Source organism: Paenibacillus sp. FSL W8-0919, assembly GCF_038003785.1.
Classification (GTDB): domain Bacteria; phylum Bacillota; class Bacilli; order Paenibacillales; family Paenibacillaceae; genus Paenibacillus_AQ; species Paenibacillus_AQ lactis.
The window spans coordinates 6,152,169-6,165,812 of record NZ_JBBOPV010000001.1 but is presented as its reverse complement, the minus strand read 5'-3'; the positions used below and the strand labels follow the sequence as shown (position 1 = coordinate 6,165,812).

General features: G+C 51.5%; 12 protein-coding genes. 9 read left to right on the top strand and 3 right to left on the bottom strand.

All coding sequences use genetic code 11. The annotated features are described in order from the left end of the window. Positions 1-18 precede the first annotated feature (18 nt). Together tgt and yajC are read left to right on the top strand one after the other, a co-directional pair. Positions 19-1,158: a tRNA guanosine(34) transglycosylase Tgt gene (tgt, locus tag NST44_RS27925; protein WP_007133165.1), complete on the top strand. Its 1,140-nt coding sequence runs from the start codon at positions 19-21 to the stop codon at positions 1,156-1,158. Positions 1,159-1,206: 48 nt separating this feature from the next. Continuing rightward, positions 1,207-1,509, top strand: a complete 303-nt coding sequence (yajC, locus tag NST44_RS27920; RefSeq protein WP_007133166.1) for a preprotein translocase subunit YajC — start codon at positions 1,207-1,209, stop codon at positions 1,507-1,509. A gap of 87 nt (positions 1,510-1,596) precedes the next feature. On the opposite strand, the gene NST44_RS27915 is transcribed toward yajC, so the two are convergent. Further along, entirely contained in the window at positions 1,597-1,986 is a 390-nt protein-coding gene (locus NST44_RS27915) for a TIGR04086 family membrane protein (RefSeq protein ID WP_007133167.1), read from the bottom strand. Positions 1,987-2,435: 449 nt separating this feature from the next. On the opposite strand from NST44_RS27915, the gene NST44_RS27910 reads away from it, so the two are divergent. Beyond that, the gene (locus tag NST44_RS27910) at positions 2,436-3,383 is read left to right on the top strand and encodes a DUF421 domain-containing protein (protein WP_007133168.1); all 948 of its coding nucleotides are present in this window, start codon (positions 2,436-2,438) and stop codon (positions 3,381-3,383) included. Here NST44_RS27910 and spoVB read toward each other — a convergent pair. Beyond that, positions 3,380-4,978: a stage V sporulation protein B gene (spoVB, locus tag NST44_RS27905; RefSeq protein WP_040740405.1), complete on the bottom strand. Its 1,599-nt coding sequence runs from the start codon at positions 4,976-4,978 to the stop codon at positions 3,380-3,382. The genes NST44_RS27910 and spoVB overlap by 4 nt on opposite strands. A gap of 204 nt (positions 4,979-5,182) precedes the next feature. Here spoVB and NST44_RS27900 point away from each other — a divergent pair, with 204 nt between their 5' ends. The 6 genes from NST44_RS27900 to NST44_RS27875 all read left to right on the top strand — a co-directional run bounded on the left by NST44_RS27900 (position 5,183) and on the right by NST44_RS27875 (position 11,802). Beyond that, the gene (locus tag NST44_RS27900; protein ID WP_007133170.1) at positions 5,183-5,443 is read left to right on the top strand and encodes a post-transcriptional regulator; all 261 of its coding nucleotides are present in this window, start codon (positions 5,183-5,185) and stop codon (positions 5,441-5,443) included. Positions 5,444-5,574: 131 nt separating this feature from the next. Beyond that, positions 5,575-6,825 (top strand): protein translocase subunit SecD, encoded by a 1,251-nt coding sequence (secD, locus tag NST44_RS27895; RefSeq protein WP_007133171.1) that lies wholly within the window; start codon positions 5,575-5,577, stop codon positions 6,823-6,825. Beyond that, positions 6,815-7,735 (top strand): protein translocase subunit SecF, encoded by a 921-nt coding sequence (gene secF, locus NST44_RS27890; RefSeq protein ID WP_007133172.1) that lies wholly within the window; start codon positions 6,815-6,817, stop codon positions 7,733-7,735. Before secD ends, secF begins: the two co-directional genes overlap by 11 nt. A 96-nt stretch (positions 7,736-7,831) precedes the next feature. After that, the gene (locus NST44_RS27885; protein ID WP_007133173.1) at positions 7,832-8,800 is read left to right on the top strand and encodes a cation diffusion facilitator family transporter; all 969 of its coding nucleotides are present in this window, start codon (positions 7,832-7,834) and stop codon (positions 8,798-8,800) included. 60 nt (positions 8,801-8,860) lie between these two features. Then, on the top strand, positions 8,861-11,260 hold the full coding sequence (recJ, locus tag NST44_RS27880) for a single-stranded-DNA-specific exonuclease RecJ (RefSeq protein ID WP_007133174.1): 2,400 nt from the start codon (positions 8,861-8,863) through the stop codon (positions 11,258-11,260). A 26-nt stretch (positions 11,261-11,286) separates the two neighbouring features. Beyond that, positions 11,287-11,802 carry an adenine phosphoribosyltransferase gene (locus NST44_RS27875; RefSeq protein WP_007133175.1) on the top strand — a complete coding sequence of 172 codons (516 nt, stop codon included), beginning with the start codon at positions 11,287-11,289 and terminating at the stop codon, positions 11,800-11,802. A gap of 330 nt (positions 11,803-12,132) precedes the next feature. On the opposite strand, the gene uraA is transcribed toward NST44_RS27875, so the two are convergent. Then, positions 12,133-13,434, bottom strand: a complete 1,302-nt coding sequence (gene uraA, locus NST44_RS27870) for a uracil permease (protein WP_007133176.1) — start codon at positions 13,432-13,434, stop codon at positions 12,133-12,135. Positions 13,435-13,644: the final 210 nt, after the last annotated feature.

Genomic DNA, 13,644 nt, shown 5'->3' with positions numbered 1-13,644 from the left:
TTCGGAGGTTGGTTGGACATGGCAGCTGCTGTTACGTACGAACATATAAAAACCTGCAAGCAGTCGGGAGCGAGGCTGGGAAGGGTTCACACCCCCCACGGCGTGATCGATACGCCGACGTTTATGCCGGTCGGCACGCTTGCAACCGTCAAAACAATGAGCCCGGAAGAGCTGAAGGCGATGGATGCCCATATCATTCTGAGCAATACCTACCATCTTTTTCTTCGCCCCGGGCATGAGATCGTCAAGGAGGCAGGCGGGCTGCACAAATTCATGAATTGGGACCGGCCCATCCTGACCGACAGCGGCGGATTCCAGGTATTCAGCCTTGCGGAAATGAGAAAAATTTCGGAGGAGGGCGTGCATTTTCGATCCCATTTAAACGGAGACAAATTGTTCATCTCCCCGGAAGTAGCGATGGAGATTCAAAATGCGCTCGGCTCCGATATTATGATGGCATTTGATGAATGTCCGCCTTACCCGGCGGAATACGAATACGTGAAACAATCCACTGAACGGACCTCACGCTGGGCCGAGCGGTGCCTTCAAAGCCATGCCAGACCGAAGGATCAGGCGCTCTTCGGAATCGTCCAGGGAGGGATGTACGAAGATCTCCGCCGGCAAAGCGCCGCTGATTTGACTTCCATGGATTTCCCGGGTTATGCTATTGGTGGACTTAGTGTGGGAGAATCGAAGCAGCTGATGTATGAAGTGCTGGATTACACGGTGCCCCTGCTGCCGGACAATAAGCCGCGCTATTTGATGGGAGTCGGATCACCCGACGCTTTGATCGAGGGCTCGATTCGTGGCGTGGATATGTTCGATTGCGTGCTTCCGACACGGATTGCCCGTAACGGAACAACGATGACAAGTCAAGGCCGTCTTGTCGTTCGAAATGCTCAATACGCCAGGGATTTTGGACCGCTGGATCCGGAATGTGACTGCTACACTTGCCGTAACTACTCGCGTGCGTATCTGCGTCATCTGATCAAGAGTGACGAGACGTTCGGGCTTCGTTTAACGACGTATCACAATCTTCATTTCTTGCTCGATCTGATGCGGAAAGTGCGTCAAAGTATTATGGAAGACCGTCTGCTTGATTTCCGCGATGAGTTTTTTGACAAGTACGGCCTTCATGATAATGAAAAAGGTTTCTAAGTAAGCTAATGACCCATGGGGTTTGTCGTTGAAGGGGGGGAAAGAAATATGCTTGATCAACTCGCAGCAGCACCGAATCAAGGCGGCGGAGGTCTTCTTGGCTTGATTCTGCCGTTCGTTCTGATGTTCGTCATCTTCTATTTCTTGCTGATTCGTCCGCAACAGAAGAAGCAGAAGCAGAGAACTGCAATGCTGAGCGCTTTGCAGAAAGGCGATAAAGTGGTAACTATCGGTGGCCTTCACGGTACGATTGTGGAAATTACCGATGATATCGTCGTTTTGAAAGTGAATGATGTAACGAAGTTGACGTTCGATCGCAATTCGATCAGCCATAGTGTAAACAATACGTAATCCTCAAGGCATACATATGTCCTTCGAGGGACTTGATTTGCAAGCGAAAGGCCGACTCTATTCTGGAGCCGGCCTTTTTGCTTGCTTTTATTTTTTCAAGTTAACGCCGAACATGCCTCCGATCGCACCGGCGATAAAGACGGTGGCCAGCAGGGTCAGGTCTCCAAGCGCCAGCGAGCTGTCCAGCGCAAGGAATCCGATAGCAAGCAGCGTAACACCGTACAGAAGCCCGGTTAAGCAGCCGTAATACCAGCCTCTGTTTCCTGCACGCTTTCCGCCAACACAGCCTCCGATAAACGCGGAAAGAGCATGTACGAGAAAGGTGTAGAACGATAAATCCTCTTCCGTCAAGCCGCTGCTCCACAGCAGGAGGGAGAGCGCCAGCGCGCCAAGAAACATCCAAAAAAATGAATACAAAAGTCCTGAAAGAATGGGATTGGTAACGCGAAAGGTGAATACTCGCCGGATCGGTTCCATGAATCGTTCCCCCTTAACGAATATATTAGTGCGAGTTCAAAAAGTCGGTTCTTCAGCACCGAAGCTTATGCTTCCGAAGTGCGTTTTTTCAAAACGCTTTAGGTTAGATAAAGCTAGGGCCTGAGGAGCGGAGCTACACGTTTTCTCAGAAAACGCCTTCGAAAGCATCTGCTAGTTTTGGGTACGTGAGCATCCGAAGGCCCGGCCGAATTCAAGATTCGATGCCGGGGTGCTTCTTGATTCACTGCGTGATCAAAAGACGACTTTTTGAACAACCTCTATTAGTAAATATTGTATGGCCAAGCCTGGTCAGATAGTACAACGGAAACCGCCAAATTCGATATTTGTAAGATTGCCATTAATTAATCGTCAATCTTCGAATGGGAATGGATGCCGAAGGTCAGAATAGCTGTACATGAGAATGTTCGACCAGCTAGGAGGGATTGATTATGTCTCATATTACGATTCTGATACTGCGGACGATTCTGATGTATGCGGTTATTTTTGTGACGATGCGCATTATGGGAAAAAGAGAGATCGGAAAGCTGTCCATATTCGATCTTGCCATCTCGATTATGATTGCAGAGATTGCAGCGTTTGTTCTGGAGGATGTCAACAAGCCGATTTGGGAAGGTCTCGCCCCGATTATCGTCCTCGTTGGGATTCAAGTGGGGCTGGCCTATCTTGGATTAAAATTTCGAAATATCCGTCTGTTGGCTGACGGCAAGCCTAGCATCCTAGTATCCAAGGGGAAGCTTCACCGCAAGGAGATGGCGAGGCTCCGCTACAATCTGGATGATCTGATGCAGCAGCTTCGCGGCAAGGATATAGACAGCCTGGCCGATGTAGAGTTTGCAATATTGGAAACGACCGGTCAGCTAACCATTATTCCTAAAGACAAAGAGGATGCAGCAGGCTCCTCGGCCAGCTCCTCAGGCTCGGATGATCAGGGCGGGGTTGTCGTGTCCGGCAGCGAGCAGGACAGCTCTGGATCCAGCAGCACGGCTTCCAGGTCCGATGCGGAGGCTTCCGTAGGTGGCAGTCAGCAGGGCATTTCCGGATCCAACAGCAACCCTTCGAGTTCCGGCAGCGGCTCTTCCACCTCCACCGGTGGTGCTTCCTCTGGTAACGGCAACGGGCAAACCATGTCCACCCGCAGTGCTTCACAAGAGGCAATTATCGATATTCCTTACCATAAGGTTACCTATGAAGGGATGCCGATCCCGCTGATCATGGACGGAAAGGTGCAAGATGAAAACCTGAAGCTCATCGACAAAAACCGGCCATGGCTCCAAGGCGAAATCCGAAAGTATGGTTTTAACGATTTCGAGGATGTATTCCTCTGCTCCATTGATCATAAGGGACGGATCTACCTCGACGGGAAAGAGCAGGATTAACGGCGGCTGCTGCGGTTGAGCCAAGCTCCCACCACGGGAACGCGCTCCAGATCGCGCGGCGTCACCAGTCTGGTCATAAAGATGACGGCCAAATAGACGGCGAAGCCTACGGTAACGGACGTAAGAAATTGAAGCCATGGCTGTGTACTAAACGGCAGATGGTTATATCCATAGAGAATCGAAGCCCCCATGATCAGCATGACGGCCGCCGTTTTGATGTAATCGAGCCAACGGAAGCGAAATCCGATCAGCCGGGACAGACTGAAGCCGTGCAGCACGGTGACCGCAACGCTGTTCACGAGAATGGCTATGACCGCCCCCTTGATGCCGAAGGCCGGATTGGATGCCAGATAGACGATCAGGCTCATTTTAATCAGGGCTCCGATCAAAGTGTTGACAAGGGCTCTTCCTGGCCGATCCAGCGCCTGCAGCGCTGCTTGTAGCGGGGACTGCACGTAAAGAAACAGCGCGAAGGGAGCCATTATTTTAAGCATGGTTCCGACCTCCCGGTTATCGTACAGAAGCAGGCACAGCGGTTCGGCCAGGACATACATAACAACGGCAAAGGGGGCGCCTGATACGAGAGCCAGTCGAAGTGACTGGTTCATCCGTTTATGTATGGTCACCCGGTCATTACGCGCGGAGGCCTCCGAGAGAGAAGGAACCAGGGAGATGGCGAGTGATACCGTGAGCGCCCCCGGAAGCAGCAGCAGCGGTATGACCATCCCCTGAAGGGCGCCGTATTGGGCGGTCGCGACGGTTGTAGCGATGCCGGCCAGAGCAAGGCTGCGGTTCGTAAGAATGGTTTCAAGCAGGTAGGAGAAGGAGCCTACCATTCGGCCTCCGGTGACCGGAATCGCGATTCCTGCCAGCCGCTTCAGAATCCCTCGGGTTGTATCCGCTGATTCTTTTAACCCGGATGTGTCCGGAGGAGGCGATTTGGGCAGGAGCTTGCCGTTTCGGCGCTCTTCGCCGGCATACTGCAGCAGCAGGGCAACCATCCCGATCAGTTCGCCTACGGCAGTGCCAAGCATTGCTCCAGCCGCTCCGTACTCGATGCCTTTAGGCATGAAGAGATGGGCAAACCACAGCATGCATACGATTCGGACGATCGTCTCGATGACGGAGGAGCTCGCGGAGGGAATCATGTTTTGTTTGCCCTGGAAGTAGCCCCTGTATACGGAAGAGACCGCGATGATAATAAGCATGGGCGTCATGCTGATGAAGGTCTGGAACACCCGCTCGTCCGGCAGAAGGACCCCCGTGACCCAAGGAGCCAGCAGCAGGCTCAATGCCATAAAGAGCGTTCCGGCTGTCAGCGTCAGCATCAGGCTGACTTGGAGAATTTGCTTGGAAGCATCCCGCTTTCCGGCGCCTTCCGCTTCGGCGACCATTTTGGCAATGGCAAGCGGAATTCCGCCGGTAATGATCGTAACAAGAACGATAAAGAAGGGATAACCGAGCTGGTAAATGCCAACGCCTTCCGGACCGATGATTCGTGGCAGGGCGATGCGGGGAATGAAACCGAGGATACGGTTCAGTATGCCTGCAGCTAGTAAGATTAATGTTCCTTTGATAAACGATTGCTTGTTCACTGTCCATCCCACTCCCTGGTTGAGGCTGAATTTAAGGGCTTGTTTTCCTGTATGAACCGCCAAATTAACGTTATTCTTATGGATATGCCCTACCTGTCCCATATGATGACTTTACTTTTTGACGCGGTCATGGTACGAATAGAAGGAAACAGGCTTTAGGAGTCGAATCTATCAAAGGAGACGACAGGGAGGAGGCTATACGTCATGGAACAACTGACACCTATGACTGAGGACGAATTGATGAGCACCATCGAAATGGTATGCCAAAGCAAAGTCGAGGAGATGCACCTCATAGGCTACGAGCACGTGACGACGGATGATATCTGGAACTGCGTCAATAGCAAATATGAGAAGGAAGGCGTTCCGTCCCTCCATAAACTGGTCAACGATATCTTATCTTTAAAGGCAATGAGCTTAATGAATTATATGACAATATCAGCATATAAGGGATCGTCTTTCGATTAATGAAAGAGGTCCCTTTTTGACTTGCCGTATATATGATTGATCCTCATCCCGACAAATTTTGATAAATTGACTGGGTTTTATGACATCGCTATAATAGGAATATTGAGTAAAAAGGGGGAAAAAGGGACGGCATGAAAAGAATCATCAGTTTCATCGTTACCGTGCTCGGGCTTACCATTATAATGGCCGTTACAACTCCAGGCTTGCTGAAAGATGTCCGCCTAGGTCTAGATCTGAAGGGCGGCTTTGAAATACTTTATGAAGCGGAGCCGTTGATGGAAGGGCAGCAAGTCACGAAAGAAGCATTGCAGGAAACTGCGAAGAGCTTGCAAAAGCGCGCAGATGCGCTCGGCACAACAGAGCCGGAGGTTACACCGGAAGGAACCAACCGCATTCGTTTGAAAGTGGCCGGCGTGACGGATGAGGCCGAGGTTCGGAAGACGATGAAGGAACCTGCAAACCTTACATTCCGAAGCAATGACGGCTGTAAAGAAGGCGAGGAGTTCTGTAAAATCGAGCTTCGGGGCAATGATTTTGTGGAGAATGGCGCATCCATTGCCTATGACCAACTGAATCAGCCTATGATAGACATTAAGGTGAAAGACAAAGCAAAGTTTGCTGAAATTACGGAACGCCTGCTCGGTCAGGAATTGGCAATCTTTATGGATGACCAGCTGCTGTCCGCTCCGACGGTACAAGCCGTGCTGACGGATGGTTCCGCTCAAATTACAGGTAGTTATACGCTGGATGAGGCGAAGCAAATCCGCGATACGATCAACCTTGGCGCATTGCCGCTCAAGCTGGTTGAGAAGTATTCGCAGAGCGTTGGGGCTACCCTTGGCATGCAGTCTCTAACGAAGACGCTTCAGGCAGGTCTTTTGGCGTCGGTTGCAATCCTGCTGTTTATGATCATCCGATACCGCATTCCTGGCTTGCTGGCAAGCTTTGCACTCATTCTGCATACATGGCTGCTGATTCTCGTGTTTGTATGGGCAGACTTTACCTTGACCCTGCCGGGGATTGCAGCGTTCATTCTCGGGGTAGGTATGGCGGTTGACGCCAACATCATAACCTATGAACGGATCCGGGAAGAGATTAGAACAGGTAAGAGCGTCGCTTCTGCGGTAAAAGCCGGAGGCAAGTCTTCGCTGCGCGCGATCATGGACTCGAACGTGACGACGATTCTCGTTGCGGCTGTCATGTTCGCATTCGGTACGGGTGCCGTTAAAGGCTTCGCCATCGTATTGATTTTGGAGATCCTTATCAGTATCGCCACGAACGTTTATTTCTCCCGTTTCTTGCTCAATCTACTTGTGAGAATAGGTTGGGCCGGCAAACCGAGCCATTACGGTGTAAAGGAGCGTGACATTCGTGAGCTTTAAAAACTTCAATTATGTCGGCAAAAGTAAAATCTTCTTTATCTTCTCTATTGTCATAACCGTTCTGGGCTTGGTATTCCTGCTGATGCGGGGGCTGAACTACGGCGTTGATTTCCGCTCCGGTTCGAACGTAGACATATCTTTTAAGCAGCAGCTGACGAGCGAACAGGTTCAGCCGGTGCTGAATGAAATCGGGATCGGCGAGGATGCCAGCATCACGGAAGGGACAGACCGCATCAATATCCGGTTCAGCGACGTGCTGAGCGAGGATCAGGACAGCAAGCTGCGGACGGCGGTTCAAAAGCTGGACCCCTCGGCTACCTTTGAAGTCAACACGGTAGATCCCGAGATGGCTAAGGAGCTTGGACGCAACGCTATCTATGCGGTGCTGCTGTCCTGTATCGGGATTATCATTTATGTCAGCATTCGGTTCGAGTGGCGGTTCGCCCTTGCAGCCATCGTAGCATTGCTGCATGACGCCTTTGTCGTCGTCAGCATATTCTCGATTCTGGGGCTGGAGGTCGACCTTACCTTTATTATCGCGGTGCTGACCATTATCGGTTATTCGATCAATGATACGATTGTTATCTTTGACCGGATCCGGGAAAATCTGCGCTTTGCCAAAATTAAACGCCGTTCCGATTTGGTCGAGCTGGTCAACAAAAGCTTGTCCCAGACGATTGGGCGTTCGATCTATACCGCATTGTCGGTGTTTATCGCTGCATTGTTCATGCTTATACTCGGCGGTGAATCGATTCGGATGTTCTCCTTGGCGATCTGTATCGGTCTCTTGATCGGTGCGTACTCGTCGATCTTCATCGCAAGCCCGTTGTGGCTTGTGCTTAAAGGGAAAAATGTCAGCAACAAGCCGCAAAAAGCAGTGAAGCCGAACAAAGATAAAATCGAGATTTAATCACATCGATCCTATACACATGAAAGCCGCGTCGCAGGCGACGCGGCTTTCAAAAGTTAGCTGCCTTATAGCGTGCATGATTGGGGGGGACCTCAAGTGAGGAACGGACGATCGAACCAAACGGAAGCTGTCCTCTGGACAGGCATTGTGACAGATTTCGCCTTGGCAGTCTTCAAAGGCATTGCCGGCTATCTGTTAAACAGTAAGGCTTTGATGGCAGATGCCATGTATTCGTCAGCAAGCGCTGCGTCGCTGCTGGCGGACCGTTTGCCGCATCTCCGGGTATTCGGGAGAAGCAGCGCTGAACGAAATAAGCAAGGTCCATCCATGCAGTCTGAGTCTGTGATCTCCATCCTAATCGCTGTATTGATTATGATGGGCGGCCTTCAAATCGGAGTTTCCGCGATCCAAACGTTTGCTTCCGGAGTCCCGGAAGCACCGGATAAAACGGCGCTGCTTGCCGTGCTCATCTCATTGGCCATCAATGAAGCGGTATTTCAGTACCAGTATCATCATATGAAAAAGAACAGAGACCATCGACTGCAGTCGATATTGGAGAACCACCGCTTTGCGTTATATTGCTCGATCACGGTCATCATCGGCGTTTTCTTGTCATTCATATCGGGGGTGTATTTTGACGGGTACGGACTTATTTATATGGATTCCGTGGCGGCTCTGATTGTGGCGTGCCTCGTGATTCGCAAAGGGTATATCTCCATCATTCATTCCGTATACGGTACGCTGACGGAAGAGAAGCGGCATGAATTCGAGCCCGAATTTATGGATACGATCCAGCGCGTTCATGGCGTCATTACGGTCGAGAAACTTAAAGTTCAGGAGTACGGCCAGGTTCGCCAAGTCAATCTGGAGGTTATGGTCAGCGTCAACCCGCGCACGTCGGTGCTGGAGGCTCAAGAAATTGCCGAACGCATTCGCAAGCTTCTGACCCATCGGTTTATGCTCGTTTCGGATGTCAAGGTTTCCGTTGTTCCGTATGATCCCGGTTATCCGTATAAGTCGAATTTTGACCTGTTGGACAATGATTCGCCAACACTGCCGCAGTAATCAAGTGATCTATACTTAAGACAGCAGGAAAGCGGCAGGAGAGAGGAAGGTGATTATCCTGTGCTGTATTCCAAATATGAATGGCGGGTAAAAGCCCCGGATCACCATACGGCACAATGGCTCGCAAAGGAAATGTCGCTATCGCCTGTTGTGGCATCATTGCTGGCGACGCGGGGAGTCTTATCCTTGGAAGACGGGAACAGATTCCTGTACGGCTCTTTTGAGCTTACCCATGATCCTTATCTCATGCAGGGAATGCGTGAGGCCGTTCCGCGTATTCGAAAAGCGCTGGAGGATCGGGAGCATATTCTGATCTACGGCGATTATGATGCCGACGGGGTTTCCAGCACCTCGCTCATGATTCAGCTAATGCGTGAGCTGGGAGCCTCCTACGATATATACATTCCTCACCGTGCGAATGAAGGTTATGGTCTACATAATCATGCGCTCGATTGGGCGCACCAGCAAGGCGTGAGCCTGGTGATCACGGTCGATACAGGAATCAGCGCGGTCGATCAGATTGCATATGCGAATGAGCTCGGCATGGATGTGATTGTTACCGATCACCATGAACCGCCGGAGCGGCTGCCCGATGCTTATGCGCTGATCAATCCGAAAATCAAGGCATGCCCCTACCCGTTTAAGGGCTTGGCTGGCGTCGGCGTAGCCTACAAACTGGCACAGGCTCTCGTCGGAGAGCCGCCAAAGGAATGGCTCGAAATCGTTGCGATCGGGACGATTGCCGATTTGATGCCGTTGACAGGCGAGAATCGCGTGCTCGTTAAGCAAGGGATCGAATCGATGCGGTCAACCCGGTATGAAGGCATTCGTTGCCTGCTTGAGGTATCGGGGGTCCAGGTCGAGCAGGTGACGGCTGTCAACGTGGCGTTTGCCATGGCCCCGAGGATTAATGCCAGCGGCCGGCTGGATCATGCCGGCAGGGCGGTTACGCTCCTTACGACGGAGAGCCGGGAGGAAGCAGAGCGGCTGGCGTTTGAGCTGGACGCCTTGAACAAGGACCGGCAGCAGGTCGTAGAAACGATCGTACAGGAAGCGATTGAAATGGTTAACGTCAAATGGGGCGAGCGCTTGCCATCCGTCATTGTACTGGCTGGCGAAGGCTGGAATGTGGGGGTTGTCGGCATTGTAGCGTCCAAAGTGCTGGAGCGGTTCTACCGGCCGGTTGTCATTCTTGGTATCGATCCCGAGACAGGCAACTGCAAGGGCTCTGCTCGTTCCATACCGGGGCTGGACATCTATGAAGCTTTAAGCTCCTGCCGGGACGTCATGGATCATTTCGGCGGTCACCCTTCGGCTGCAGGCATGAGCCTGCACCGGGACCGGCTGGACGAATTTGAACATGCGCTCCAGCAATTCGCTGATGGAGTGCTGAGGGAAGAGCATTTTACCGCAGTTTGCGAAGCGGATATGGAGTGCAGCATGTCGGACGTCTCGCTTCCCGTCATTGAACAGCTGGAGCTGCTTGGACCGTTCGGGATGGCCAACGCCGTTCCCAAGATCATTTTTCGGGATGTTACCGTACAGGAAGTACGGAAAATCGGCAAGGAAGGCAAGCATCTGAAGCTGCGGATTGCGCAGAAGGGTCAGCAGATCGATGCTCTCTTCTTCGGGAGCGGCCATCTGGCCGATCTGCTGCCGGCTGGCACGGTCTTGGATGTTCTTGGGGAGCTGTCCGTGAATGAATGGAACGGCAGCCGCAGACTCCAGCTCTTGATTCAAGACCTTCGGGTGTCTTCCAGACAGGTGTTTGATTTCCGCGGGATTTCTGAGCCTCTAAGTGCCATCAAACGGTGGAGAGCGGAGCTTGCGCCATACCTGCAGTGCTCAGCCGACAGGTCCGCCGTCGTATATGCAAAAGATTCACATCCTGAAATAAAAAGTCAATTGTATGATATGTGCCTTTGGGTATATGATAGGAATGCTGGCATTATGCCGGATAACGATATTGCTGAGAGCAAACCTAAAGAAGACACTTCCGTTTTGTTCGTGCTGGACATACCGGAGAGCGCCGAACAGCTGGATGCGATGATGGAGGCCTTCCACAACGTTCCTAATATATTCATGCTGCATCCGACTCGGAATGAGCGTGAACGACTGCTGATCCCGAGCCGCGAACAGTTCAAGCAGCTATATGTTCTGCTTGCCGGCATGGCATCCTCGCCGGTACCGGAGCAGGAAGCGGTGGCGCAGCTGAAGCGGCGAACTTCGCTGTCCTCGCGCATGCTTGCCAAAGCGCTGGATGTATTTGAGGAATTGGTGTTCATCCAGCGGGCCAAGGGATGGATTACCTTTGTTCCGAAACCGGAGAAGAAACCGCTTGATGCTTCCCGGCATTTCCGGGAATTAAGCAATCTTGCGGACATGGAACAGCATTTGCTGCATGCCGGTACTGAACAATTAACCCAGTGGATGATGTCCCGTACTAAAGATGTTTCTTAGCCGTAATGATACAGGAGGAGATTAAGTTGGATTTTAAAGATTATATTCGCGTCGTTCCCGACTTTCCGCAGCCAGGAATCAGTTTTAAAGACATTACGACGCTTCTGAAAAATGGTGAGGTATACCGCAAAGCGATCGAAGAGCTGAAAACGATGGTATCCGACCTCAAAATTGACGTGATCGCGGGCCCGGAAGCGCGCGGCTTCGTTGTCGGCGCACCGCTGGCCTATGCGCTTGGCGTCGGCTTTACGCCGATTCGCAAGAGCGGAAAGCTCCCTTACGAAACGATTGAGGTAGGATATGACCTCGAGTATGGCAAAGATCGTCTGGCTATGCATACCGACGCCATCGAGAAAGGGCAGAATGTACTGATTGCGGATGATCTTCTCGCAACCGGCGGCACCATTTCCACATCGGTTAACTTGATTCGTCAGCTGGGCGGCAATGTGGTCGGCGCTGCATTTATGATCGAGCTTGCAGATCTGAACGGGCGTTCGAAGCTGGATGGAATCGACGTATTTACGCTTATGAAATACGAGTAAACGACAAATTTTCCCGGGAAATAAAAAGGTCCTGAGCGATGGCTCAGGACCTTTTTGTGTTGGTTCAGGAGGCTGAAGAATATGCAGCCGTTAGCTCTCTTTGATCTACATTGAGATATAGCTCTCCCGGAATAATAACCTTCGATGCCATTGAGAAGGCGGTACGGAGAAGGGGTTCAAGCCCTTGATTGAAATATACTTCATGTCCATCCGATCAATGTCTTTATAACAAGGGCACTAAAAGGCTATTGCAACAGAGAATCCCGCAATTGAATATAAAAAAACAGCCGCAGGTTTGCGGCTGTTTTTCATGATGCTCCTTAGACAGCTTTAGTCCGGCGTTTTCTCGGTGATAGGCTGTTCGTTATTCTTTTCGTTAGAGAGGCCCGTTATTTCAAACAGTTTGAAGAGAATAGCGAGGCACATGCCCACGATCGTTGCCAAAGCCATACCTTTCAATTCTACCGTCCAGATCTTCAAGGAAACGCCGCTGATGCCGGTTACGAATACCAGCGTCGCCATAATCATGTTGCTTGCCTTGGAGAAATCGACCTTCTGCTCAACGAAAATTCGCAGGCCTGAAGCCGCGATTACACCGAACAGCAGCAAGGATACGCCGCCCATAACCGGCGTTGGAATATTGGCCACGACGGCCGAGAACGAGCCGGAGAACGAGAGCAGAATCGCAATGACGGCCGCTCCGGCAATGACGTATACCGAGTATACCTTCGTCAGCGCCATGACGCCGATGTTCTCCCCATAGGTCGTGTTCGGCGTCGAGCCGACGAAGCCGGACAAAATGGTGGAGACCCCGTTGCCGAGCAGGGAGCGGTGAAGCCCCGGGTCTTTCGCTAAATCCCTGCCTACAATATTGCTGGTTACGAGCAGGTGCCCGATGTGCTCCACGATCACGACGAGCGAGACCAGAATAATGCTGAAGATGGCTGTAGCGTCGAATACCGGCGTCGTAATTTCAGGCATGGAGAGGAAGCTGGCCTCGGCGATTTTTTCCGTCTCTACAACGCCAAGTGCAAAGGATAGCGCATAACCTACCACGATCCCGATCAGGATATGAATGATTTTGGGAAAGCCCCGGAACAGCACCGATCCGAACACGGTTACGCCGAGCGTTACGAGCGAGATCGTTACCGTTGTCGGATTGATGGACTCTCCTTCTGCAGGGAGTAAGCCGGCCATGTCTGCGGCGACCGGAACGAGCTCCAGACCGATCATGGCGATGATGGCGCCCATGACAGCCGGAGGGAACACAAAGTCGATCCACTTGGTTCCTGCGTACTTGACAATAAGGGCAACCAGGCAGAAGATGACCCCGGTTACGATGAACGCGCCGAGTGCTTTTCCGTAGTTGGCATCCGGGTTGCCATCCAGCACCATCAGAACCGGCGCAATGAAGGCGAAGCTTGAGCCGAGATATGCAGGAATTTTCCCTTTACAGAAAAAAATGTAGAGCAGCGTGCCGATCCCGTTCATCAGCAGGATCATGCCGGGATCCACACCGAACAAGTTAGGAACGAGCACCGTGCTTCCGAACATGGCGAACAAATGCTGAAGGCTCAGCAGGAAACCGGGGCCAAGCGGAAGCTTTTCATCAACCTGAATTTCGCGTTGCAAGTTATTCCACTCCTCTATAGGACTTTAAATATAGGACCGTTCGCGTACGATCTTTAATAGATTAAATACAATCGTTCGTTTTTTCAACAATATTTTTTGCAGTCCGTCAAAAAAGATGCAAGCCTTGTCGAATCCAAGATGTCTATCCGCCAGGAATAGGGCATAATGTATGTAACTGTTAGCGAAACGCTGTCCGTGATTGGAGAAACC